17 protein-coding genes are annotated in these 23,119 nt (G+C 71.9%); 8 read left to right on the top strand and 9 right to left on the bottom strand.

The window, feature by feature from the left end:
* Positions 1 to 7 precede the first annotated feature (7 nt).
* Both ACFZDJ_RS31020 and ACFZDJ_RS31015 read right to left on the bottom strand, forming a co-directional pair.
* Positions 8 to 2,974, bottom strand: a complete 2,967-nt coding sequence (locus ACFZDJ_RS31020) for an AAA family ATPase (RefSeq protein WP_391063737.1) — start codon at positions 2,972 to 2,974, stop codon at positions 8 to 10.
* 494 nt (positions 2,975 to 3,468) lie between these two features.
* Positions 3,469 to 5,034, bottom strand: coding sequence for an MFS transporter (locus tag ACFZDJ_RS31015; protein ID WP_391063734.1), 1,566 nt, complete (start codon positions 5,032 to 5,034; stop codon positions 3,469 to 3,471).
* A 97-nt stretch (positions 5,035 to 5,131) separates the two neighbouring features.
* Here ACFZDJ_RS31015 and ACFZDJ_RS31010 point away from each other — a divergent pair, with 97 nt between their 5' ends.
* Positions 5,132 to 5,719 carry a TetR/AcrR family transcriptional regulator gene (locus tag ACFZDJ_RS31010; RefSeq protein WP_384911722.1) on the top strand — a complete coding sequence of 196 codons (588 nt, stop codon included), beginning with the start codon at positions 5,132 to 5,134 and terminating at the stop codon, positions 5,717 to 5,719.
* A 6-nt stretch (positions 5,720 to 5,725) separates the two neighbouring features.
* Here the strand turns inward: ACFZDJ_RS31010 and ACFZDJ_RS31005 are convergent, their stop codons facing one another.
* On the bottom strand, positions 5,726 to 6,922 hold the full coding sequence (locus ACFZDJ_RS31005; RefSeq protein WP_391063732.1) for an MFS transporter: 1,197 nt from the start codon (positions 6,920 to 6,922) through the stop codon (positions 5,726 to 5,728).
* 47 nt (positions 6,923 to 6,969) lie between these two features.
* Between ACFZDJ_RS31005 and ACFZDJ_RS31000 the strand changes: the two genes are divergently transcribed.
* On the top strand, positions 6,970 to 8,418 hold the full coding sequence (locus ACFZDJ_RS31000) for an aminotransferase class I/II-fold pyridoxal phosphate-dependent enzyme (protein ID WP_391063730.1): 1,449 nt from the start codon (positions 6,970 to 6,972) through the stop codon (positions 8,416 to 8,418).
* Here ACFZDJ_RS31000 and ACFZDJ_RS30995 read toward each other — a convergent pair.
* Together ACFZDJ_RS30995 and ACFZDJ_RS30990 are read right to left on the bottom strand one after the other, a co-directional pair.
* A complete protein-coding gene (locus ACFZDJ_RS30995; RefSeq protein ID WP_391063727.1) occupies positions 8,415 to 9,659 on the bottom strand; it encodes a DNA glycosylase AlkZ-like family protein in 1,245 nt (414 codons plus the stop codon). The two genes, ACFZDJ_RS31000 and ACFZDJ_RS30995, sit on opposite strands and share 4 nt — an antisense overlap.
* 96 nt (positions 9,660 to 9,755) lie before the next feature.
* Entirely contained in the window at positions 9,756 to 11,063 is a 1,308-nt protein-coding gene (locus tag ACFZDJ_RS30990; RefSeq protein ID WP_391063724.1) for a helix-turn-helix domain-containing protein, read from the bottom strand.
* 163 nt (positions 11,064 to 11,226) lie between these two features.
* Between ACFZDJ_RS30990 and ACFZDJ_RS30985 the strand changes: the two genes are divergently transcribed.
* The 3 genes from ACFZDJ_RS30985 to ACFZDJ_RS30975 all read left to right on the top strand — a co-directional run bounded on the left by ACFZDJ_RS30985 (position 11,227) and on the right by ACFZDJ_RS30975 (position 14,810).
* A complete protein-coding gene (locus ACFZDJ_RS30985) occupies positions 11,227 to 12,153 on the top strand; it encodes a proline dehydrogenase family protein (RefSeq protein WP_054234566.1) in 927 nt (308 codons plus the stop codon).
* Positions 12,154 to 12,202: 49 nt separating this feature from the next.
* Positions 12,203 to 13,843: an L-glutamate gamma-semialdehyde dehydrogenase gene (gene pruA / locus ACFZDJ_RS30980; protein WP_390933650.1), complete on the top strand. Its 1,641-nt coding sequence runs from the start codon at positions 12,203 to 12,205 to the stop codon at positions 13,841 to 13,843.
* Positions 13,844 to 13,946: 103 nt separating this feature from the next.
* Complete coding sequence (locus ACFZDJ_RS30975) at positions 13,947 to 14,810, top strand: alpha/beta fold hydrolase (RefSeq protein ID WP_391063720.1); 864 nt, start codon at positions 13,947 to 13,949, stop codon at positions 14,808 to 14,810.
* A 31-nt stretch (positions 14,811 to 14,841) separates the two neighbouring features.
* Here the strand turns inward: ACFZDJ_RS30975 and ACFZDJ_RS30970 are convergent, their stop codons facing one another.
* From ACFZDJ_RS30970 to ACFZDJ_RS30960, 3 genes are all read right to left on the bottom strand, one after another.
* Complete coding sequence (locus tag ACFZDJ_RS30970) at positions 14,842 to 15,048, bottom strand: DUF5988 family protein (RefSeq protein ID WP_054234564.1); 207 nt, start codon at positions 15,046 to 15,048, stop codon at positions 14,842 to 14,844.
* 155 nt (positions 15,049 to 15,203) lie between these two features.
* Entirely contained in the window at positions 15,204 to 17,138 is a 1,935-nt protein-coding gene (locus ACFZDJ_RS30965) for a glycoside hydrolase family 97 catalytic domain-containing protein (protein WP_391063717.1), read from the bottom strand.
* 105 nt (positions 17,139 to 17,243) lie between these two features.
* Positions 17,244 to 18,200, bottom strand: a complete 957-nt coding sequence (locus ACFZDJ_RS30960; protein ID WP_391063715.1) for a LysR substrate-binding domain-containing protein — start codon at positions 18,198 to 18,200, stop codon at positions 17,244 to 17,246.
* 66 nt (positions 18,201 to 18,266) lie between these two features.
* Between ACFZDJ_RS30960 and ACFZDJ_RS30955 the strand changes: the two genes are divergently transcribed.
* On the top strand, positions 18,267 to 19,709 hold the full coding sequence (locus ACFZDJ_RS30955) for a DHA2 family efflux MFS transporter permease subunit (RefSeq protein WP_391063712.1): 1,443 nt from the start codon (positions 18,267 to 18,269) through the stop codon (positions 19,707 to 19,709).
* A gap of 205 nt (positions 19,710 to 19,914) precedes the next feature.
* Entirely contained in the window at positions 19,915 to 20,043 is a 129-nt protein-coding gene (locus tag ACFZDJ_RS30950) for a hypothetical protein (protein ID WP_097286358.1), read from the top strand.
* Between the two features lie 103 nt (positions 20,044 to 20,146).
* Here the strand turns inward: ACFZDJ_RS30950 and ACFZDJ_RS30945 are convergent, their stop codons facing one another.
* Positions 20,147 to 21,715, bottom strand: coding sequence for a fibronectin type III domain-containing protein (locus tag ACFZDJ_RS30945; protein WP_391063710.1), 1,569 nt, complete (start codon positions 21,713 to 21,715; stop codon positions 20,147 to 20,149).
* Between the two features lie 142 nt (positions 21,716 to 21,857).
* On the opposite strand from ACFZDJ_RS30945, the gene ACFZDJ_RS30940 reads away from it, so the two are divergent.
* A complete protein-coding gene (locus tag ACFZDJ_RS30940; RefSeq protein ID WP_168511468.1) occupies positions 21,858 to 22,901 on the top strand; it encodes a 3-isopropylmalate dehydrogenase in 1,044 nt (347 codons plus the stop codon).
* Positions 22,902 to 23,119 lie beyond the last annotated feature (218 nt).

The following is a 23,119-nucleotide window of genomic DNA, read 5'->3' as shown; positions in this document are numbered from 1 at the left end:
GGGTCGGTCATGCGCGAGGGTTCCGGGGTGGCTCGACCAGCCCCTCCCGGTAGGCGATGGCCACGGCCTCGGTGCGGCCCGCGGCGCCCAGCTTGGCGAGGATGTTGGAGACGTGCACGCTCGCCGTCTTCCCCGTGATGAACAGCTCCTCGCCGATCTGACGGTTGGTGCGGCCACGCGCCAGCAGCCTCAGGACATCGCTCTCGCGGGCGGTCAGCGCCGGGACACGGTCCGCGGCGGACGGTGAGTCGGCGAGACGACCGCGCCGGATCAGGGTGTCCAGCTCCTCGCGCAGCGGTACGGCGCCGAGCCGGACGGCGGTGTCGCGCGCCGCGCGGGCCCGCTCGGCCGCCTCCTCCCGACGGTCCGCCACGAGCAGCGCCTCGGCCAGCCGCCTTTCGCAGCGGGCCAGTTCATAGGGATCGCCGTAGTCGAACGCGGCGACCGCCTTCTCCCAGGCGGCCACATCGGGACCCGAGTGTGCGCGCAGCCACTCCGCCTCGGCGCGGGCGAGCCAGGCAAGCCCCTCCGGTCCCTGGCGCGACCCGTCCTCCCCTTTGGCGGCCGTACTCCGGGCCACCTCCACCAGCTCGGTCGCGATGTCCGTCCAGCGTCGGGCGCCCGCTTCGTCGCCGGTCAGACGCAGTTCGACGGCGGCGTCCGCGACCGCCGCCAGAGCCAGCGCCGCGAGCCGCACACCGATGTCGGGCCGCTCGTTGCCGGAGCTGTCGCTGAGCGCCGCGAGCGTCGAACGCACGGAGGCGACGGCACCCTCGGGGTCGCCGTGCAGGGCGGCGGCGTCGGTCAGCACGATGCCCGCGACGAGCGTGGCCATCCAGTCGAACGGCCCGTCGAGCAGCGCGCGGGCCCGCTCGGCGGGCCCCTCCTGGCCGCGCGCCAGGGCCACGTACAACGCGGGCCCGACGGCGAAGCCGCCCGCCGGTGGCAGCCGTTCGGCGTCGACGGCGGCCGCCCGCGCGCACTCGTCCCAGCGGCCCAGGGTGTAGAGGATCAGGGACTGGAGGTAGCGCAGCTCCAGCGCGTACGGGGAGGAGACGAGGCCGGAGCGGTTCGCCCGCTCGAGTCCCTGGGCGAGCCAGGTCAGGCACTCGTCCAGGGCCCCGGACTCGTAGGCCCCGATGGCGAGGTTGAACAGCGCGCGCATCTCGACGGAGACATTGCCTGCGCGCCGGGCCAGGTCACGGGCCTGCCGAAGCCGCTCCCGGCCCTCGGCCGTACGCCGGTTGTGGTCTTCAAGACCGACCAGGGAGATGATCAAGTCGGCCTGGGCGTCGGTGAGTCGGAGCTCCTTCGCGGTGCGCAGCGCCTGCCGGGCGACGCGCTCGGCGTCCTCGTCGTGGCCCATGTACCGCGCGGCCATGACATGGGTGGCCGCCGCCCACACCCAGGTGTGCGACGGGGGCTCGGCCGGGATCATGGCCAGTGCCTCGCTGCTGTAGGTGAAGGCGGCCTTCAGACTGTCGACGCGCATCAGATTGCCCGCGAGGGTGTAGCGGACGCGGGCGGCGAGCTCCGAGTCCGCGTCCGACCCCGCCCTGGCGAGTGCGGCGCGGGTGAGGGAGACCGCCCGGTGGGTCTCCCCGGCGTGCGCGGCGGCAGCGGAGGCGCGCAGGGTGAGCGTGACCGGGTCGCCGTCCCGGGGGCGGGCGCCGGGGTCCACCGCGGGCCACAGTTCGAGCGCGGCCTCCACGTGGCGCAGCTCCTCGGCGGGCGCGCCGACCCGCTGGGCGTGGTCGGCGGCTTCCAGCGAGGCGGTCAGCGCGTCCGCGAGATCGTGGCTCTCCCGCGAGTGGTGGGCGCGCTCGGCCGCGCTCTGTGCCGTGTGACCGCGCCCGGCGAGGAGTTTGGCGAACGCGCCGTGCAGCCGGACCCGCTCGCCGGGCAGCAGATCGGCGTAGACGGCCTCACGGGCGAGGGCGTGCCGGAAGGAGTACGTGGCGTCGTCGCCGGGGACCAGCAGCTGCCGTCCTACGGCCTCCCGCAGCGCCGACTCCAATTCGTCCTCGGGCAGTTGTACGGCGTCACGCAGCAGGTCGTGCTCGACGCGCCGCCCGGCGACCGCGGCCGTGCGCAGCACCTGCTGGGCGGTGTCGGAGAGTTGCTCGATCCGGATGAGGAGGAGGTCGGCGAGGCCGCTCGGCATGGCGGGCGCCGCCGGGTCGAGGTCGCCCGGCAGCGCGGCGAGCAGCTCCTCCGCGTAGAAGGCGTTGCCCTCGGCGCGGTCGACGATGCGGCGGACGGTGGTGTCGGAGAGGGCGTCCGTCCGCAGGGCGCGCACCAGGCGGGCCACTTCGGCGTCGGCCATCGGGCGCAGTTCGAGTCGGTCCACGGAGGGCAGGCGGGCCAGCTCGGCGAGCAGGGGGCGCAGGGGGTGGCGGCGGTGCAGGTCGTCCGCGCGGTACGAGGCGAAGAGGGCGAGGCGGTGGGCGGGGGAGCCGGGGGTCGGGTTCTGCAGGACGCCCCGGCTGAGGAGGAAGCGCAGGAGGTCCCTCGATGACTGGTCCGCCCAGTGGAGGTCTTCGAGGACCAGGAGGAGGGGGGCGATGTCGGCGGCGTCCGCCAGCAGGCCGGCCATGCCCTCGAAGAGCCGCAGCCGGCTGCCGGTGTCCGTGTCCGTCCCGCTGCCGGCGCCCAGCAGGCGGTCGACCGCCGGGTGCGCCGCGAGGGCGGCGGCGAACCGCTCGTCCCCGCCGAGCACGCCGAGGATCTCCGTGAACGGCAGATAGGGCAGGCCCACGTCGCCGAGGTCCACGCAGTGGCCGGTGAGTACCGTCATGCCGGTGCGCGTGGCGTGTGTGGCGGCCTCCGTCAGGACGCGGGTCTTGCCGACGCCGGCGTCTCCGGAGAGCACGACGGCGCGGGGGGTGCCGTCGCGGGCGCGGTCCAGCACGCCGGTGAGCCGGGCGAGTTCGCCGTCACGGCCGATGAACGGCGTACCGAATGTCTGTGCCACGCCGCCCATCCTGACACGCCCCACCGACACGGCCCCGCCCCTTTGTCCTCGCCCCCGCCGCCCCTACCCGTCCCATCCCCCAGGGACTCCGCCCCTTCGACCCCACCAGGGGCGCTACGCCCCCTGGACCCCCGCATCGGCCTGAACGGCCTCGTCCTCAAACGCCGGACGGGCTGAGTGATACGGGCCGGGGTGGGTGGGGTGGACCTGGGGGTGGGTGGGGCATCGGCCTGAACGGCCTCGTCCTCGAACGCCGGACGGGCTGGATGGTGCGGGCCGGGGCTTTTAGGGGCGCGGGGAACTGCGCGATCAGCCCCCACCGGCCCGCAGGCAAAACACTTCGGGTGGGTGGGGTTTTGGGGCGTAGGCCCGTCTGAGGGGCGCGGGGAACTGCGCGATCAGCCCCCACCGGCCCGCGGTGGAGGGCAAGGCCGGGGTCCACGGGCGCAGCCCCTGGTGAGGGCCAGGGGCTGCGTGCGGGGGTGGGGGCGGTGTCAGGCGGGAGCCTGTTCGGAGTGGGGGGCCTCGGCCCCGACCTCCCGCACCGGCACTCGCCGCAACGTCGCAGACGCCAACACCGCCGCCCCCAACAACAGCACCGCCCCCGCGATCGCCGCCGCCTGCATCCCACTGGTGAACGCCTCCCGCGCGACCCGCACCAGCGCGTCCCCCGCGTCACCCGGCAACTGGTGGGCGACCGCCAGCGCGCCGCCGAGGGTCTCCTGGGCCGGAGCCGGGGCGCCGGACGGGATCTCGTGGCGGTAGACGGCCGTACCGATGGAGCCGAGGACCGCCATACCGAGCGCCCCGCCGAACTCGGCACCCGTCTCCAGCAGCGAGGACGCCGCGCCCGCGTTGCCGACGGGGACGGTGCCCAGTGCCAGATCCATCATCTGCGACATCACGGTGACGATCCCCGAGGCGAGGACACCGGCACCGGCGAGGACCAGCCACAGAGAGTCGGTCCCGGCGAGGGCCAGCTGACCGTAGCCGCACGCGGCGAGGACGAAGCCGCCGGAGACGACGTGGGCGCGGTGGACGCCCTTCTGCACCAGCTGCGCGGCGACCGGCGCGGCGACCCCGACCAGGACCGTCGGCAGCAGCGACCACAGGGCGGCCTCCATGGAGCTCTTGCCGAGGACCGACTGCAGGTACTGGGTGGTGAAGTACGCCGAACCCATCATCCCGAACGCGGAGACCAGGTTGAGCACGACGGCGGGCGCGAAGCCCCGGCCCCGGAACAACTCGGGGGAGATCAGCGGAGACTTGGCGGTGCGCTGCCGCTGGACGAAGAGCGCGGCGAAGACGAGACCGACGACGATCGAGGCGCCGTACTCGAACTTCCAGCCCTCGGACGGGATTTCCTTCACGCCGTAGATGACGGGCAGCACGGCGGCCATCGACAGCGGCACGCTGAGCAGGTCGAAACGGCCCGCTTCCGGGTTCCTGGACTCGGGAAGCAGGACCGGGCCGAGGACCAGCAGCAGCACCATCGCGGGCAGGTTGACGAGGAAGACCGAGCCCCACCAGAAGTACTCGACGAGGACACCGCTCATCACCGAACCGAGCGCGATACCGCCGGTCATGACGCCGGACCACAGACCGATCGCCTTCGCGCGCTGGCCGGGGTCGGTGAACATCGTGCGGATGATCGCCATCGTCGACGGCATGAGGGTGGCGCCACCGATGCCGAGTACCGCGCGGGCCGCGATCAGCATCTCGGCGCTGTCGGCGTAGGCGGCCATGACCGAGGCCGTGCCGAAGGCGGCGGCGCCGAAGAGGAGGAGCTTGCGGCGGCCTATGCGGTCGCCGAGCGAGCCCATCGTCATCAGCAGTCCGGCGAGCACGAACGCGTAGATGTCGAAGATCCACAGCTGCTGGGTGCCGCTCGGCTCCAGGTCCGCGCTGATCGCGGGGATCGCGAAGTAGAGGACCGAGACGTCCATCGAGACCAGGAGCAGCGGAAGCATCAGAACGCCGAGGGCGGTCCATTCGCGGCGGCCGGCGAGGCCTCCGCCGGGTGCGGGGGTGGTGCTCGTCGAGTGCTTCGAGTTCGTCATGACAGGGACTGTACGGACGTCTTAAACGCTTGTCTAGTACGGTTGTTTAAAACGAGCGTCTGGGACGGTTGTCTGTATCGGGGGTACGCTGATCGGCATGGGACACCGTGAGGATCTGCTCGAAGGCGCCAAGCGCTGCCTGCTGGAGAAGGGGTTCGTGCGCACCACGGCGCGCGACATCGTGAAGGAGTCCGGGACGAACCTGGCGTCCATCGGCTACCACTACGGGTCGAAGGACGCGCTGCTCACGCAGGCCTTCGTGGAGCTGGTGCAGGAGTGGGGCGAGAAGTTCGCCCCTCACCAGGAGCACGAGGGCGCGCCCGGGGGTTCCGTGGAGCGGTTCCACGACGTGTGGGCGCGGATGCTGGAGTCCTTCGAGGACTTCAAGCCCGTGTGGGCGGCCAGCATGGAGATCGTGACGCAGGGGGAGCGGGTGCCGCAGTTGCGGGACCTCATGGCGAAGGCGCAGATCGAGGGCCGGTCCGGGCTCGTCGCGATGCTCACGGGCCTGGACGAGGAGACGCTCGACGAGCGCACCGTCCAGTCCCTCGGCGGCTTCTACCAGGCGCTGCTCAACGGTCTGATGGTGCAGTGGCTCTTCGATCCGGCGAGCGCCTCCACGGCGGACGACCTCACGGAGGGGCTGCGACGGGTGATCGAGGGCGCGACCAGGGCGCGGGACTGAGAAGCGTCACCCGGCCACGACTCCGGTCGGCGTGGTGCCGGACCCGCGATCGGCTCGGGCATCGCGGTACGCCGGGACCAGCGCCACCAGCATCAGTACGGCGGTGACGGCGAAGGCCGACGGATACCCCGTCACCCCGGCCAGCACGCCGAACCCCGCCGCGCCGACGCCCATGCCACCGTCGTACGCGATGTTCCACAGCGCGGTGACGGTGCCGTATCCGGAGGCCGGTACCCGCGCGTACATCAGGGTCAGCGTGGCGTTCTGGGTGATGCCGAAACCGGTGCCGAAGACCGCGACCCCGGCGAGGACCGCGACGGGACTGCCGGTCACCGCCGTGATCGACAGGCCCCCGGCCGAGAGGACAAGGCCGGGCACGACGAGTCGCGCGGGCCCGTGCCGGTCGCCGTACCGGCCCGCCGTCCAACGGGCCGCGGTCGACGCGGCCGGCTGCACGAAGAGGGCCACGGCGACGACCGTGTCGTACGCGGCCGGGACCGCCAGCGGCAGGAAGGTGACGACGATCCCGGCGGCGAGGGCGGTGGTCGCGAAGACGGCCCCGGGCCGCATCAGACCGCCGGTGCGCAGCCCGGCCAGCACCCCCACCGGTTTCCCGGACGTTCGCTCCCGGTCCGGCAGGCCCGGTACGGCGACGATCGCGGCCAGCGCCGCCACGCCCGCGGCCACGGCGACCGGCCCGTACCCGGCGTGCCCGGCGAGCCACACGCCCAGCGGCAGCGCGATCAGCGACGGCACTCCGGAGACCAGGCCCACCAGCGCGAGACCCTCCCCGCGCCGCTCGGCCGGAATGAGCGACGCGGTGAGCGCGCCGCCCGCGACGAGCGTGAGTGCGAAGCCGAGGCCGCGGACGAGACAGACCGTCACGATCCACGCCATGCCGTCGGAGGCGGTCAGGACCAGCGCGGGAGCGCCGAGCAGGGTGAGCCCGGCGATCAGCGCGACCCGGTAGCCGTAGCGGGCGACGAGGCGGGGAGCGGCCAGTTCGCCCAGGACCGTGGAGAGCATCAGGGCGCCGGTGGCGAGGCCCGCACCCGACGCCGTCGCGTAACGGGGCACCACCGACAGGAGCAGGAAGAAGCTCACCGAGGCGCCGACCATGCTCACGAAACGGAGCAGCAGGGGGCGGGTGAGCAGAGGGGGCCTCGAAGCCGTCGCGGAGTTGCGGGGCGTGGTCGGTGTCATGGGAACGACGTTAGGCAGCGGGCGGACCCCCGGTAAGCTCCAATTCCATGCCGCCGCAGTGGGCCGGTCTGTCACCCGAACTGCTCCTGTCCGTCGACCGGGAGAGCGGTGAGCAGTTGCGCGCCCAGCTCGAACGGCAGCTGCGGGACGCGATCCGCACGGGACGTCTCGGCGTCGGCGAGCGGCTGCCCTCCTCGCGTGAACTCGCCCGCGAAATGGGGTTGTCGAGGGGTCTCGTCCAGGACTGCTACGCCCAACTCCAGTCCGAGGGCTATCTCGTGACCCGCGTCGGCTCGGCCACCCGGGTCGCGGCGTGCGCCCACGTACCGCCCGCGCCCGCGCCGAACCGGAGCGCGTCCGAGCGGCTGATCGCCGACTTCCGGCACGGCGTGCCGGACCTGACCGGCTTTCCGCTCTCCGACTGGCTCTGGGCGCTGCGCGAGGCGGGCCGCGCCCTGCCGACCGCGGACCTCGACTACGGGGATCCGCGCGGGAGCCGCGTGCTGCGCGAGGTCGTCGCCGGATATCTGCGCCGGGTACGTGCCGCCGCGGCCGACCCCGAGCGGATCGTCGTCTGCTCCGGTTACGCGCAGGGCCTCGGCCTCACGCTGGAGAGCCTGGCCGGGGCGGGGGTGCGCGTCGTGGCGTACGAGGACCCGGGCGCCCCCGTCACGGTGACGGCGGCCGCGGCCGCGGCGGGTCTGACGGCGGTGCCCGTCCCGGTCGACGAGCGGGGCATCGACGTACGGGCACTGGAGGCGACCGGGGCACGGGCCGTCGTCGTCACCCCCGCGCACCAGTGGCCCACCGGCGTCGTCCTCGCGCCCGAACGCCGGCTCGCGTTGATCGAGTGGGCGACGCGGCAGGACGCGTACGTCGTCGAGGACGACTACGACGCGGAGTTCCGCTACGACCGTGAGCCCGTCGGCGCCCTGCACGGACTGGCCGCCGACCGGGTCGTCTCCATCGGCACCGTCAGCAAGTCCCTCGCTCCGGCGCTGCGCATCGGCTGGCTGCTCTGCCCGCCCGGGCTCGCCGCCCCGATCGCGGCGGCCAAGCTGCGCACCGACCGCGGTTCTCCGACCCTCGACCAGCTCGCCCTCGCCCGCCTCGTCGAGTCCGGCCGCTACGACCGCCATCTGCGGCGCATGCGCACGACGTACGCGGCCCGGCGTACGGCCCTGGTCACGGCCCTCGCCGCACACGCCCCGGAGGTCCGGCTGACGGGTCTCGCGGCCGGGTTCCACGCCGTCGCGCACCTGCCCGGAACGGACGCGGCCGCCGAACGGGCCGTCATCGACGGGGCGCGCGCACGGTCCGTCGGCCTGTACGGGATGAGCGCCTGCCGCTCGAACCGGGCGACGGCGCCGCCCCGACTCGTCCTGGGCTTCGGTGACGTGGGGGAACGCGCGATCGCGGAAGGCATCGCGACGATCGGCGACCTGCTCGCCCGGCCCTGTCGGCCCTGTCGGCCCGGACGGGTCGTGGCGGGCTAGGACCGGCGCAGGGCCTCGCGCCAGGGTTCGGGTACCGTCTCGCCGTACTCGACGTCGGTCGCTCCCACGAGGGTTGCCAGGTCGGCGAGTTGTCCGGTGACGGCCTTGCGCAGGGCCACCGTCGGTCTGACGTCGGGCTCCAGGTAGAGGCCCTCGACCAGCAGGGTGCCCCGGTTCCGGTCACGACGGGGCGAGACACGGCCGACCAGGCGGTCTTCGTGCAGGATCGGCAGCAGGTAGTAGCCGTACTCCCGTTTGGCCTTGGGCACGTACATCTCGTTGCGGAAGGCGAAGCCCCACAGGCGTTCGGTCAGGCGGCGGTCGCCCACGAGGTTGTCGAAGGGGGAGAGCAGCGCGGTGCGCCCGTGCCAGTCACCGGCGCGGATCGCCTCCAGCTCGGCCATGGCGTCGACGTGCACGTACCACGTCTCGGTGGCCGAGGTGGCCCCCTCCACCCGTACGGGTATGACGCGACCCTCCTGCGTGAGGGTGCGCAGCACCTCGGCCAGGCCGTCGTACTTGCCTCGCAGGAAGTACTGCTTGATGTCCAGGGGACGGGCGACGCCGAGGGCGCGCAGGGTGTGCTCCGCGGCCGTGGTCACCATCTCCCGCGCCGACAACGCGACCCGGTCGGTGCCGGGTGGCAGACAGGCGTCGGGGAGGCCCCACAACCGCCGGCCCGCCTCGCGCCCCGCGACCATGATCCGGCCCTGAAGCCACAGGAAGGTCAGCATCCGCTCGACGTTGCGGCCCGCGGTCCAGCCGCTGGAGGGCCACTCCATGACCGAGCGGTCCTCGAAGGCGTCGGTGGACAGCGGGGTGCCTTCGGCGAGCCGGGTGAGGATGTGCTCCAGGAGCCCTTCGTTGGCCTCCATCCACACCTTGGTCAACGACAGGTTCTTCGGGGGATAGCCGTCCATCGACACCCGGTGGATCGGATAGTCCTCGGTGAGCACCAGGGCCGCGGCGTGCGCCCAGTACTCGAACAGCCATCGCTCCCCCCACCACAACGCGCCGAGATGCGCACCGGCCCCCGCCCCGAGGCGGCTCCACACCACGAGCTCATGACTGGGCGCCACGACACTGATGGGGTCCAACTGCAGATAGCGCAACGACCGCAGAACGGCCCGCAGCCCCTCCCCGTCACCCGACGGACGTACCCCGCCGAGCCACTGCCGCGTCAGCGCGAGCCGACGCGCCTCCACCTGACTGATGGTCAACTTCTGCTGAGATGTGGGCATGTCGGGTCCCCCTACTCCCTGCGCGGCGCACCGTCGCCCGAGCCCGCGGCGCACGTTTCGACGGCACACCCTACGGCTGATCGCCGCGCGCAGGCATTACAGTCGCGCCCCCTTCAACGCCATGTGCAGCAGCAGGCGGTCCTCGCCGTCGTCCAGGTCGAGGCCGGTCAGCTGCTCGACGCGGGACAGGCGGTAGTAGAGGGTCTGCCGGTGGATGCCCAACTCCGCCGCCGTGCGCCCCGCCTGGCCCGCGCAGTCGAGGAACACCTCGGCGGTGCGGGCGAGTTCACGGTGCGCGGGGGAGAGGAGGGTGCGGACGGTGGGATCGTGGGCCGCCTCCGGGGGGAGCGCCGTGAGGAGGCGGTACGGGCCGATGGAGGCCCACTCGGCGACCGGGCCGAGGCGGGGCTCCGCGAGGACGGCGCGGGCGGCGGCGGACGCCTCCTGCCAGGCGGCCCCCAGCTCGGCGAGGCCCACCCGGGCCCCGGCGACTCCGGCGGCCACGGTCGTCCCGGCGGTCCCGGCAGCCTTGGCTGTTCCGGCCCCCGCCCCCTGCCCGCCGCCCCCGCGCTCCCCGTCCGCCTCCCGTACGAAGCGTGTCGCCGCCGTGAGTGCCGGAGTCAGTACGTCCGCCGAGCGCAGCCGTACGAGGAGGGCCAGGCTCTGGCCGGTGGCCCCCCACGGCACCGTGCACAGCGCGGTCGCGCCCGGCACCGTACGGACCGAAGGGGCGTCGTCCGGGTCGGCGGAGGGCCAGGGGGCGACGCACACCACCGCGTGCAGGCCGTCGCCGCGCGGGCCGAGGGCGGTGCGCAGTTCGGCCACCGCCATGTCCCGCTGCCAGCCGCGCTCGGCGGTGAGGACCGCGCGCAGCTCGCGGGTGAGGTCCGCGCCCGCCTGCGCCTCGTCCGCGAGCAGGTCGCCGATGCGGGCGGCGACCTCCATCGCCGCGGAGAGCTGCGCCTCGGACGGCCCGGGGTCGTCCTCCAGCAGCCAGACGTAGCCGAGGACGACACCCCGATGGCGTACCGGCAGACAGATCCGGCCCCGGTACACGCCCGCCTCCGGGGTGGGCGGGATGTGCACGGGGGCCGTCGCGCGCGTGATGCCGAAGCCCTCGAACCAGGTACGGACCGCCGTCGTGGAGCGACGGGTGAGGATCGAGCGGGTCCGCACGGGGTCCAGGGCCGACGGGTCGAGCTCGCCCTCGCTGTCGTAGGCGCCGAAGGCGATCAGCTCGAAGTCCCGGTTCTCCAGCGTCGCGGGCACGCCGAGGAGCGCCGAGATCTCGTCGACCAGCTCCTGATAGCCGCCGTGGTCGCCACGGTGATCTCGGTGCTCCCGGTGGTCCCGGTGCTCTCTGTGATCCCTGTGTTCGTCGCTCACCCGGGCATTCTCCCGCAATTCCGCAGCCCTTCATACATCTGTCTGAGATCCAGGGCACGGATGCGTGACAGCTGTCGATGGCTCAGGATCGGAGGGATCCTTAGGTTTCACGGTGGTTCTCCGTGCCGTACCCGAATGGTCGGGATACGGCCTTCTGCTCGCCTTGTTGTGGAGGTGCCCCGTGCTGGGTCCCGTGATTCTCGCCGCGTCGCGCAGCGACCGGATGCGCCGCTTCGTGTCGGCGGCCCCCGGCACCAAGCAGGTGGTCGCCCGCTTCATCGCCGGTGAGAGCGTCGACCAGGTCGTTCCGGTCGTCCAGGACGCCGTCGCCAAGGGCCTGGAAGTCACCCTCGACGTCGTCGGTGAGGACATCACCACCCGCGAGCAGGCCTTCGCCGCCCGGGACGCGTACCTGGAGCTCATCGAGCACCTGAAGGAGCTGGACCTCGGCACCAAGGCCGAGATGTCGATCAAGCTGTCGATGTTCGGACAGGCGCTGGAGGGCGGCCACGAGCTGGCCCTCGCCAACGTGCGCCCCGTCGTCGAGGCCGCCGCCGCCATCGGCACCACCGTCACCCTGGACGCCGAGGACCACACCACCCTCGACTCGATGTTCGCCATCCACGAGGAGCTGCGGAAGGACTTCCCCCGGACCGGCTGCGTCATCCAGGCCTACCTGTACCGCACCGAGGCCGACGCCCGCCGCCTCGCCGCGAGCGGCAGCCGCGTCCGCCTGGTGAAGGGCGCCTACAAGGAGCCCGCCGAGGTCGCGTACCAGGACAAGGCCGAGACCGACAAGGCGTACGTCCGCGTCCTGCGCGTCCTGATGGAGGGCGAGGGGTACCCGATGATCGGGTCCCACGACCCGCGCCTCATCTCCATCGCCCAGGAGCTGGCGCGCAAGGCCGGGCGCAAGCTGGACGAGTACGAGTTCCAGATGCTGTACGGCATCCGGAGCGAGGAGCACCTGCGGCTCGCCGCCGAGGGCCACCGCATGCGGGTGTACACCGCGTACGGCACCGACTGGTACGGCTACTTCATGCGCCGCCTGGCCGAGAAGCCGGCCAACCTCCTCTTCTTCGCCCGCTCGATTCTGACCAAGGGCTGATCCACGGGCCGAGCCCGAACCACCCGCTCATAAAGGAGTTACGGACACCATGGACGCTGTGACCCAGGTCCCCACCCCCGTCAACGAGCCGGTGCACGGCTACGCCCCGGGTTCGCCCGAGCGCGCCCGCCTGGAGGCCAAGCTCAAGGAACTGGCGGAGAACCCGATCGAGCTGCCGATGACCATCGGCGGCGAGAAGCGGCTCGGCGGCGGTGAGCGCTTCGAGGTCGTGCAGCCGCACAACCACAAGGCCGTCATCGGCACCGGCGCGCACGCCACCCAGCAGGACGCGCAGGACGCCATCGACGCGGCCCTCGCCGCCGCGCCGGCCTGGCGCGCGATGTCCTTCGACGACCGCGCCGCGATCATCCTGCGCGCCGCCGAGCTGCTGGCAGGCCCCTGGCGCGAGACGCTGGCCGCCTCCACCATGCTCGGCCAGTCGAAGACCGCTCAGCAGGCCGAGATCGACTGCCCCTGCGAGCTCGTCGACTTCTGGCGCTTCAACGTTGCCTACGCCCGCCAGATCCTCGCCGAGCAGCCCCCGGCGAACTCCCCGGGCGTCTGGAACCGCCTCGACCACCGCCCGCTCGAGGGCTTCGTCTACGCGATCACGCCGTTCAACTTCTCGGCGATCGCGGGCAACCTGCCGACCGCGCCCGCGCTGATGGGCAACGTCGTGGTCTGGAAGCCGTCCCCGACGCAGACCCACGCCGCCGTGCTGCTCATGCGGCTCCTGGAGGAGGCCGGTCTCCCCAAGGGCGTCATCAACCTCGTCACCGGAGACGGCATCGAGGTCTCCAAGGTCGCCCTGGAGCACCGAGACCTCGCGGGCATCCACTTCACCGGGTCGACCAAGACCTTCCAGTACCTGTGGAAGACGGTCGGCAACAACATCGAGAAGTACCGCTCGTACCCGCGCCTGGTCGGCGAGACCGGCGGCAAGGACTTCCTGGTCGCCCACCCCAGCGCCGACCGCGCGGTCCTGAAGACCGCCCTGACCCGCGGTGCCTTCGAGTACCAGGGCCAGAAGTGCTCGGCCACCTCCCGCGCGTACATCCCGGCGTCCATCTGGAACTCCGGGTTCAAGGAGGAGTTCGCGGCCGAGGTCGACTACCTGACCATGGGTGACGTCACCGACCTCGCGAACTTCGTCGGCGCGGTCATCGACGAGCGCGCGTTCGCCAAGAACAAGGCGGCGATCGACCGGGCGAAGGCCGACCCGACCTGCACGATCGTCGCGGGCGGCTCGTACGACGACGCGGTCGGCTACTTCGTGCGTCCGACCGTCGTGGAGTGCTCGGACCCGGAGAACGAGGTCTTCAAGACGGAGTACTTCGGCCCGTTCCTCGCCGTGCACGTGTACGACGACAGCTCGGCCGAGAGCTACGACGAGATGCTGACGCAGATGGAGTCGGCGTCCGACTACGCGCTGACCGGCTCGGTCGTCTCGGGCGACCGTGCGGCGGCGGCTTACACGATGGAGAAGCTCCGCTACGCCGCGGGCAACTTCTACATCAACGACAAGTCGACCGGCGCCGTCGTCGGCCAGCAGCCCTTCGGCGGCGGCCGCGCCTCCGGCACCAACGACAAGGCGGGCGCCCCGCAGAACCTGATGCGCTGGACGCTGACCCGCGCCATCAAGGAGACGCTGGTCCCGCCGACCGACTACACGTACCCGCACATGGGCTGATCAGCCCTTTCGAACCCGGGCCGGGAAGCCTGACCCCCGAGCGGGCTTCCCGGCCCGTCTCCATGTCGGGGTGTCTTCGGACGTCTTTGGGCAGAATCTCCCCATGGCCCGGACGCGAAGCGAGACGGTCGAGACCGACGACGGAGTACGACTGTGGGCGGAGCGGTCGGGCGAAGGCCCCCCGCTCGTGCTGTGCCACGGCGGACCCGGCCTGTGGGACATGTTCACCGACGTGACGGAACTACTGGCCGACGTGACCCCGGTCGTCCGCTGGGACCAGCGAGGCTGCGGGCGCTCGGAGCGGAGCGCCGGGCCCTGGACGACCGGGCGGTTCGTCGCCGACCTGGACGCCGTACGGCGGCACTTCGGGCTGGAGCGGATGGCGCTGCTCGGCCACTCGTGGGGCGCGCAGCTGGTGCTGAGCTATGCGCTGGCCCATCCCGAGCGGGTGAACGCGCTGGTCTATGTGAGCGGTACGGGGATCGGACCCGACTCCGACTGGTTCGACGGCTTCAAGGCGAACCTCCTCGCCCGGCTGGGCGAGCGCCCCGAACGCCTGGCCCGCTGGCGGGAGTTGACGGACCGTCCGGTTCGCTCCGCGGCGCGGGAACGGGAGTGTGCGGTGCTGCAGTGGTCCGCCGAGTTCGTGGACCGCGAGCGGGACCTGGAGCATGCCCGGCGGATGACCGAGCCCTGGTTCGACATCAGCACCGAGTGCAACAAGGCCTTCAACGCCGAGCGGAGAAGGACCTGGGGCACCCCGGAGCTGTACGCCGCCTGCGAGAAGCTCGACCTGCCCGTGGTCGTCGTCGACGGGGCGCTCGACATCCGGCCGCGCTCGGCGGTCGACTCACTGGAGAGGGCGCTGCCCCGGGTACGCCGGGTGATCCTGCCGGAGGCCGGGCACCTGCCGTGGGTCGAGGACCCGAGGGGATTCCGGGAGGCGGTGACGGCGGCGTTGCGGTGATCCGCCGTCCCTCGCCGCGGCGGACATGGCGTCACCCGGCGAACTCCGTCCGCTCCCACCACTCGTACACGGGCAGCCTGCCCTCCGGCGTGTCCGCCTGCCGTGGGGTCGCTCTGAAGTGTTCGTATCCACCGCGCAACTCGATCTTCACGTCCGTTCCAGGGGGCGGGACCGGGACGATCCGCTCGGGCAGATCGTCCGGGCCGCCCTCGAGCAGTGCTTTGGTCGTGTCGCTCATGACGTCACCGTTCCCCCTGCCGGAGTCCGATGTCGCATGCGGCGCGGAGGATCAGTCGTGTGGGCGATCCGCTGCTGAGCCGTCGGCGGTCGTCGTGCGTGAGCGGCTCCCTGACCCCGCTCGGGGTCAGGGGAGGGGGGTGTCGCTTCGGTGGGTCAGTTCTCGCAGGTCGTACGGCCTTCGCGCGCGCGGCAGGCGAGCGCCGCGAAGCCGCCGTCCGCCACGACCGGTACGGCCAGCGTGCCGCCGCCCCGGACGACGTGCGTCTCGCGCACCAGCCCCGACGGTCCGTCCGTCAGGGTCTCCACCAGCCAGCGGCCCGCGCCCAGCCGCATCGGTACGTCGACCGTGCGGGCCGCGCCCGTGAACGTGCCGCCGATGAACCACCGGCCGTCGGCGGCACGCCTGGCCAGGACCGCCGAGCGGCCCGGATCGCCGGTCAGCAGCCGGGTCTCCTCCCAGCGGGCGGGCAGCTGCTCCAGATAGCGGCGGGCCTCGGGCCGCGCGTCGTACGACTCCGGGGTGCCGGAGAGGTTCTGGATCCCGGACTCGTACAGGACGCTCAGGCCCAGCTCACCCGCGTCCGAGGCGACGTTCGGGCGGTACGGGCGGTGGAAGGCGCCCGGGGTGAAGTCCATGGAGCCGATGGCATTGCGGGTGAAGGGGAGCGAGGCCAGCTGCTCCGCCGTGTTGTTGCGCTTCTCCTCGCCGCCGACCCCCTCCATCGTCATGACCTGCGGCCAGGTGCGCTGGATGCCCTTGGGGATCGTCGAGCCGTGGAAGTTCACCATGAGGTGGTGGCGGGCCGTGGACTCCAGCACGTCGTCGTACCAGCGCATCCGCTCCTGGGACTCCGAGTCCATGAAGTCGATCTTCACGCCCTTGACGCCCCACCGCGCCAGCGTGGAAAGCCACTTCTCGCGCTCGACGGGATCGGTCAGCAGGCTGTAGTGCAGCCAGACATGGATGCCCACGCCCTTGGCCGCCGCGTAGCGCACCAGCTCCGGCATCCAGCTGTCCGTCTGCCACTGGGGATCGATCACCTCCCAGTCGCCGGTCTTGTAGTACCAGCCCGCGTCCACCACTTCGTACGGCCAGCCGCGCTCGGCCGCGTAGTCCACGTACTTCTCCTGCGCGGCCAGGCTCTGCCCGGCCTCCTTGCCGCCCGCCAGCCAGGTCCACAGCGCCGGGCCCGGCGTGATCCACGAGGTGTCGCGGACCCGGGACGCCGGGGCGAGGTCGTCGACGAAGGTCGACTCGGTGACGGTCGCGAGGTCACCGGTGACGATCGCGCGCCAGGGGGTGGTGAGCGGGCCGGTCGTCAGGATCGGCTCGTCGTTCCAGAGGCTCAGCCCGTACGTCGACGAGTCCGCGGTGTGCGTCAGGTGGGCTCCCGCGTAGGTGCCGTTGACGTCCGACTCGGCGATCAGGGCGTAGTCGCCGTCAGCGGCGGCGCCGTTGCCCCCGTCCGTCCTGAACAGGCCCTGCATCATGTACGCGCCCGCCGGCGCCGCCGCCGCGGAGTCGTAGCGGGTGAAGCGGAGCTCGTTGTCGGCGCGGTAGCCGCCGAGGAGGGCGTTCGCGCCGGTGGGGAGGGTGAAGGCGGAGGCCTCGCGCAGTACGTTGCCGTGGTTCTGCGGCAGGACGTAGCGGTAGGCGACGCCGTCGCGGGCGACCCGCGTCACCAGGTCGAGCCGGGCGCCGTCGGCGGTGCGGAAGCGGAAGCGGGCCTCGGTCATGCGGGCGACGCGGTCGCGGGACTTGCCGGTCGGGCTCGTGTAGTGCTCGGTGATCGTGCGCTCGGAGCGTCCGGTGAGGGTCAACCCCCGGGAGAAGTCGGTCTGTTCGGTGACCAGGCCGAGGGGGGAGGGCTCCAGGACCGTTCTGCCCTCGCGTCTCACGGCGAGCGTGGGATGTCCGTCGGTCCGGTCGAGCGCGACGACCGCCGTCGGGGAGCCGTGCGGCCCCTTCACCTCCCAGGCGGCCCGCGCCGTCCCCTCGGCGCGGGCGGGGAGCGCCGCCACGGCCGTGGCGAGCAGGGCGGAACAGAGCGTCAACACGATGGTGCGGGCCCGTAACTGGACCGACATCAGGAACCCTCCTTCTCGCAGTCATCACCTGTAGTCATCCGATGATTGTGAGAGTGAAGGTGCGTGATGGGCCTGTCAAGGCGTCCGACCGCATCAGAGATAGGATCAATTTTCGTCGGCGCACCTCACCTCCTCCGCCACCCGCGCCAGCGCCCCCCGCAACCACCGGTGCGCCGGATCCGTGTCCAGCCGTACGTGCCATGCCTGGCCCGTCGAGAACCTCGGCAGGTCCAGCGGGATCTCCAGCACCGTCAGCGGCATCCAGTGCTCCGCCTCCCTCGCGACCTCCGCCGGGACGAGCGCCAGGGCGTCGGAGCGCAGGACGAAGAAGCAGGCCGCGCCGAAGGTGGGGGCGGTGGCCAGGACGTCGCGGTGCAGGCCGAGTCCGGCGAGGCGTTCGTCCACCACGCTGTGCGCCCGGCCGCGCCGTGTCACCGTGATGTGCGGCAGCGCGGCGAACCGCTCGGGCGTCAGCGGCTCGCGCGCGAACTCCGCGCCGGCCCGCGCCACCGCCACCATCCGGTGTTCGTGCAACGTCGAGGCGCGCACGTCGTGCGGCAGCGGGTCCGGCAACTCGCCCACGTCCAGGTCGACATGGGTGCGCAGATCCGCCGGGTCCTCCTCGCCCTCGGGCAACAGTCGCAGCCGTACGCCGGGTGCCTCCCGGGCTGCCAGTTCCAGCAACGGGGCGCCGAGGGACAGGACGACCCCGTCGTTGGTGCGGATTCTGAACTCCCGTCGAAGAGAGGAGAGTTCGACGTCGGTCGGCGGTCGCAGCGCCGCCACCGCGCCCGCCAGCGCCGTCTGCACCCGAGGCTGCATCTCCCGCGCGCGGGGCGTCAGGGTCAGACCCCGCCCCGACGGGACGAGGAGCGGGTCGCCGACCACCCGGCGCAGCCGGCCCAGGGTGCGGCTCATCGCCGAGGGGGAGACGTTCAGTTCGGCCGCCGCGCCCGCCACGCTGCCCGCCCGCAGCAGGGCGTCGAGGGCGGGCAGGAGGTTCATGTCGGGGAGAGGAGCGGTCAGCCCGGAGCCGGACGACGCATGCGCTGAATGCTGCATGAGACGCAAGGCTATGTGAAGCAATCGGACCTTGTGTGCAGCAATCGACGCCCCGAACCTGGACCCATGACGGATTCTCACCGGCGCGGCACCGCGACCGCGCTCCTCGTCGCGGGCTGCTTCTTCATGGAGATGCTGGACGGCACCATCGTGTCGACCGCGGCCCCGCAGATAGCCCGGGACCTGCACACCGCCCCCACTTCCGTGGGCCTGGTCATCACCGCCTACCTCGTCACCCTCGCCGTCCTCATCCCCCTCTCCGGCTGGCTCACCGCCCGCTTCGGCCCACGCCGGGTCTTCCTCGCCGCGATCACGGTCTTCACCCTCGCCTCCCTGGCCTGCGCGCTCGCCCCGAACCTCGGCGTGCTCGTCGGCACCCGTGTGCTGCAGGGCGTCGGCGGCGCCATGATGGTGCCGGTCGGCCGGCTGGTCGTCCTGACCGGCACCGCCAAGCGCGAACTGCCGCGCATGGTCGCGTACATCGTGTGGCCCGGCCTCGTCGCCCCGGTGCTCGCGCCCCTGCTCGGGGGCCTGATCACCACGTACGCCTCCTGGCACTGGATCTTCCTGCTGAACGTGCCCCTCGGCGTGGTCGCCCTGCTCGTCGCGCACCGCCTCATCGCGCCGGCCCCGCCGGACGAGACACCCCCGCTGGACCTCGTCGGCACCCTGCTCACCTGCACCGGTCTCGCCGCCCTGACCTGGACCGCGCACCTGCTCTCCGACCAGGCCCAAGGATCCGCCGCGCAGACGGTGGCGGTCGGCGCGATCGCCGCCGTGGCGCTCACCGCGGCCGTACGGCATCTGCTGCGCACCCCGCACCCGCTGGTCAACCTGCGCACCCTGGACGTCCAGTCCTTCCGCGCGTCGGCGCTCGACGGCTCGCTCTACATGGCGGTCGTCGCCGCCCTCCCCTTCCTTCTCCCGCTGCTCTTCCAGGAGGTGTTCGGCTGGAGCGCGGTGAAGTCGGGCGCGGTGGTGCTGTTCGTCTTCGTCGGGAACATCGGGGTCAAGCCCGCGACGACGTATCTGATCAACCGCTTCGGCTTCCGTCCGCTGCTGATCGTCTCCACGCTCGGGCTCGCGGTCACCACCACGGCCTGCGCGCTGTTCACGCGGGAGACGCCGGTCGCGGTGATCGCGGTCGTCTCGGTGCTCTCCGGTGTCGCCCGTTCGGTCGGCCTCAGCGGCTACGCGACCATCGCCTTCAGCGAGACCCCGCCGGAGCGGCTGCGCGACGCCAACGCCCTCTTCGCGACCTCCCATCAACTGGCCGCCGGGCTGGGCGTGGCCGTCACCGCCGTCGCGCTGCGCGGGGGCGCGGCGCTGACGGACGGGACGCGCTCGGCGTACGCCGTCGCGTTCGTGGTGCTCGGCGTGCTGTGTCTCGTTCCGACGGCGGGCGCCCTGCGGCTGCACCCGGCGGCGGGCGATGCCGCGCGAACTGTTGTCCCAGCTCAGAGCCGTGTGACCCAATCCACCGTCTCAGATAGTAGGAAGTCCGACTAACTGTGGAGACAGATGCTCCTTCCTCGCTTAGTTTTGTAGGAGCCGAACGTCTCGCTAGACCAAGCGAATGGCGGTCGTGAGCCGGAGCCCCTGGCAGGCAACCCCTGCGGCACCGCTCCCCGCCCCCGGCGTCTCGTATCCCTCCCTCATCGCACTTCCGGTGGTCCGTTTGGGGCCGCTTCCGGAAGCAAGGAGTCGATTCATCATGGCCGAGACGACCGTCCGCCGAGTCCGCCACGTGTCCCGCACGAGCGAGTCCGACCGCAAGAACGCGGCCGCCGCCCTCCAGCGCGCCCTCGACCGCAGGGACAACGGCGGCGAGACGGGTCACTGACCCGCCCGCACCCCCCTCATACCGGGAGCCGCACCCGCACGGGGTGCGGCGCGGGGTTCACGCCCCGCGCCGCACCTCGCAGTGCCGAGGCGCTGCCGTGCGCTCAGCCACCGCGCCGCACCTCGAAGTGGTCGATGCGCCTGCCGCTCTCCGCGAGCGCCGACACCTTGAGCCGGGGCGTCGTGCCCGCCTCCGCCTCCACCGAGAGGAAGGAGAAGCCGGCGTACCGCACCCGGGACCACTCCACCGTCTCCCGCTGCTGGTCCTGCGACTTGGTCCAGTGGAAGCTGCTCACGGACTCGTGGCGGCCGACGTGCCCCTCGTAGCTGTCCTTCACGCCCGACGGAAAGCCGTACAGATCCTTGCCGCCGCCGCCCGCGGTGACGTAGACGATCCCGTCCCGCGTCGGATCCGTCGAGCCGCCCACCGGCACCGAACGGCCCACCGCGCCGTTCTTGACGGCGTCCGTCCGCTCGTACACATGGTTGTGCCCGTTGATCACCAGGTCCACCTGATGCTTGCTGAACAGCGGCAGCCACGCCGCGCGCACCCCGCCGTCGGAGGCGTGCGCGGACGTCGAATAGGCGCAGTGGTGGAAGAAGACCACGATGAAGTCCACCGCCGCCGAGGAGCGCAGCTCGCCCAGCTTCCTGTCCAGCCACTTCGTCTGCTTCCCGCCCGTGTAGCCCTGGTTGGCGGGAATCTCGTACGACACGTCGTTCGCGTCCAGTGCCACGATGCCGACGTTGCCATACGTGAAGGAGTAGACGCCCGGTGCCGTCCGGGGGTCGAAGCCGCTGTCCGGGAGGGAGAAACGGGCCGCCTGGCCGCCGTAGCCGTCCGGCGAGTACCAGGCCTCCATGTCGTGGTTGCCGGTCGTCACCATCCACGGCACCGACTTCGCCACCGGCTCGGTCTGCTTGAGGAACAGGTCCCAGTATCCGGGGTCGAACCCGTCCGACTTCTTGCCGCGCCCTGTCCCGTCCGCGTAGCAGATGTCACCCGCGTGGAGGTGGAAGGCGGGCTTCTGGCGCAGCAGCACCTTGTCGTTGGCGAGCGCGGCCGAGCTGACGCCCTGGTCGCCGAAGGCGGTGAACACGAACTTCTCCGGGTTCGCGGGCGCCGTGCGGAAGGAGCCGACGGTCGGCCTGTGCGCCGGTGAGGCCGGGTCGAAGCCGTCGTGGCCGACGCCGTAGTAGTACGTCGTGCCGGGCTTCAGACCGTCCAGGGCCGCGTGCACGTAGTACTGGTCCAGTGCCAGCCGTACGCCCGTGACCCCCGGCGTGTGCAGGGCGCGGACCTCGGCCTCGACCTTCCGGCTCAGCTGTCCGGGATGCGTGCCCACCCGCAGATACGGCCTCCGGACCGCGAGCGGCACCTGCCAGGAGACCCGCATCTGGCTCTTCGGGTCGGCGCCGAAGGCGAGATGGCGGCCGAAGGGGGTGACGACGGAACCGTGCACCTGCCCGGTGACGCTCGTGCCCGGGGCGGAGCCGCGCGTCACCGTCCCCGACGGGGACGAGCAGCCGGCCAGCAGCCCACCGCCCGCGAACGCACCCGCCGACACCAGGGCGCGACGCCTCGTGAGCTTCGTACGCAGGTACTCGTACTGCTCCGCCATGCTCATCCGGCTCGCGAGCTGCTGCGGAATGCCGAAGTCGGGAAGGTCCATGTCGGTGAACTTCCCAGCAAGTCCCAACGCCCGCCATACGTACGGGTGAACGCACGTCGACGAAACGATCCGCGACACCCCGACCATGTCCGGATGGCGGACGCGCCGTGTCATTCCATGGGACACGGAGTACGGTGCCTTCATGTCTCGCAGCATCAATCTCGCAGTGATCCCCGGTGACGGCATCGGCCAGGAGGTCGTGGCCCAGGGGCTGAAGGTGCTCTCCGCCGTCCTTCCGCAGGATGTGAAGCTGGAGACCAAGGAGTTCGACTTCGGGGCCAAGCGCTACCACGCCACCGGTGAGACCCTCACCGAGGCCGACCTCGACGCCCTCAAGCAGCACGACGCCATCCTGCTCGGCGCGATCGGCGACCCCTCGGTCCCGTCCGGCGTCCTGGAGCGCGGCTTCCTGCTCAAGCTCCGCTTCGCCTTCGACCACCACGTCAACCTGCGTCCGTCGAAGCTCCTTCCGGGTGTCGCCACCCCGCTGGCCGGCCAGCCGGAGATCGACTTCGTCGTGGTCCGCGAGGGCACCGAGGGCCCGTACACGGGCAACGGCGGCACGATCCGCAAGGGCACCGAGCACGAGGTCGCCACCGAGGTCTCCGTCAACACGGCCTTCGGTGTCGAGCGTGTCGTCCGTGACGCCTTCGCCCGCGCGCAGGCCCGCCCGCGCAAGAAGCTGACGCTGGTCCACAAGAACAACGTGCTGACCTTCGCCGGTCACCTCTGGACGAACGTCTTCAACAAGGTGGCCGAGGAGTTCCCCGAGGTCACCACGGACTACATCCACGTGGACGCCGCGACGATCTACCTCGTCACGGACCCCGCGCGCTTCGACGTGATCGTCACCGACAACCTCTTCGGCGACATCATCACCGACCTCGCCGCGGCCGTCTCCGGCGGCATCGGCGTCGCCGCGAGCGGGAACATCAACCCCTCCGGCGAGTTCCCCTCGATGTTCGAACCCGTGCACGGCTCGGCGCCCGACATCGCGGGCCAGGGCAAGGCCGACCCCAGCGCCACCGTCCTGTCCGTCGCCCTCCTGCTGCGCCACCTCGGCTACGAGACCGAGGCCGCCCGCATCGAGGACGCCGTCTCGGCCGACCTCGCCGAGCGCGTGGGCAAGCCCGCCCGCAGCACCGAGGAAATCGGCGACGCGCTCGCCGTACGAGTAGCCGGCTGACCCGCCGCTCCACGTACCTCCCGTAGGAGCCGCCGGGTCGCATCCGCACCCGGCGGCTTTTCCTATGCCCTCGCCGGGTGCCACCATCAACAACCCCTGGGTAACCCCTGGGCCGTCTTCACCCCGTTTCGTCCACGGCTGCGCGCGCGCGATAATCGAACGCGGAGCCGCGGGAATGAGGGAATGCTCGGACGTCCTAGTACTGGCCACTGGCAGTA

Origin of the sequence: Streptomyces sp. NPDC007896 (assembly GCF_042959425.1) — a bacterium.
Lineage (GTDB): Bacteria > Actinomycetota > Actinomycetes > Streptomycetales > Streptomycetaceae > Streptomyces.
Note: the sequence above shows the minus strand (reverse complement) of the source record. Positions and strands in the feature narration are given on the sequence as shown.

Excerpts from the sequence above, each read along its gene's own strand:
- ACFZDJ_RS31015 (WP_391063734.1), bottom strand. The coding sequence starts at position 5,034 with ATGACGAACTCGAAGCACTCGACGAGCACCACCCCCGCACCCGGCGGA.
- ACFZDJ_RS31010 (WP_384911722.1), top strand. The coding sequence starts at position 5,132 with ATGGGACACCGTGAGGATCTGCTCGAAGGCGCCAAGCGCTGCCTGCTG.
- ACFZDJ_RS31005 (WP_391063732.1), bottom strand. The coding sequence starts at position 6,922 with ATGACACCGACCACGCCCCGCAACTCCGCGACGGCTTCGAGGCCCCCT.
- ACFZDJ_RS31000 (WP_391063730.1), top strand. The coding sequence starts at position 6,970 with ATGCCGCCGCAGTGGGCCGGTCTGTCACCCGAACTGCTCCTGTCCGTC.
- ACFZDJ_RS30995 (WP_391063727.1), bottom strand. The coding sequence starts at position 9,659 with ATGCCCACATCTCAGCAGAAGTTGACCATCAGTCAGGTGGAGGCGCGT.
- pruA (WP_390933650.1), top strand. The coding sequence starts at position 12,203 with ATGGACGCTGTGACCCAGGTCCCCACCCCCGTCAACGAGCCGGTGCAC.
- ACFZDJ_RS30975 (WP_391063720.1), top strand. The coding sequence starts at position 13,947 with ATGGCCCGGACGCGAAGCGAGACGGTCGAGACCGACGACGGAGTACGA.
- ACFZDJ_RS30970 (WP_054234564.1), bottom strand. The coding sequence starts at position 15,048 with ATGAGCGACACGACCAAAGCACTGCTCGAGGGCGGCCCGGACGATCTG.
- ACFZDJ_RS30965 (WP_391063717.1), bottom strand. The coding sequence starts at position 17,138 with ATGTCGGTCCAGTTACGGGCCCGCACCATCGTGTTGACGCTCTGTTCC.
- ACFZDJ_RS30960 (WP_391063715.1), bottom strand. The coding sequence starts at position 18,200 with ATGCAGCATTCAGCGCATGCGTCGTCCGGCTCCGGGCTGACCGCTCCT.
- ACFZDJ_RS30955 (WP_391063712.1), top strand. The coding sequence starts at position 18,267 with ATGACGGATTCTCACCGGCGCGGCACCGCGACCGCGCTCCTCGTCGCG.
- ACFZDJ_RS30950 (WP_097286358.1), top strand. The coding sequence starts at position 19,915 with ATGGCCGAGACGACCGTCCGCCGAGTCCGCCACGTGTCCCGCACGAGC.
- ACFZDJ_RS30945 (WP_391063710.1), bottom strand. The coding sequence starts at position 21,715 with ATGGACCTTCCCGACTTCGGCATTCCGCAGCAGCTCGCGAGCCGGATG.
- ACFZDJ_RS30940 (WP_168511468.1), top strand. The coding sequence starts at position 21,858 with ATGTCTCGCAGCATCAATCTCGCAGTGATCCCCGGTGACGGCATCGGC.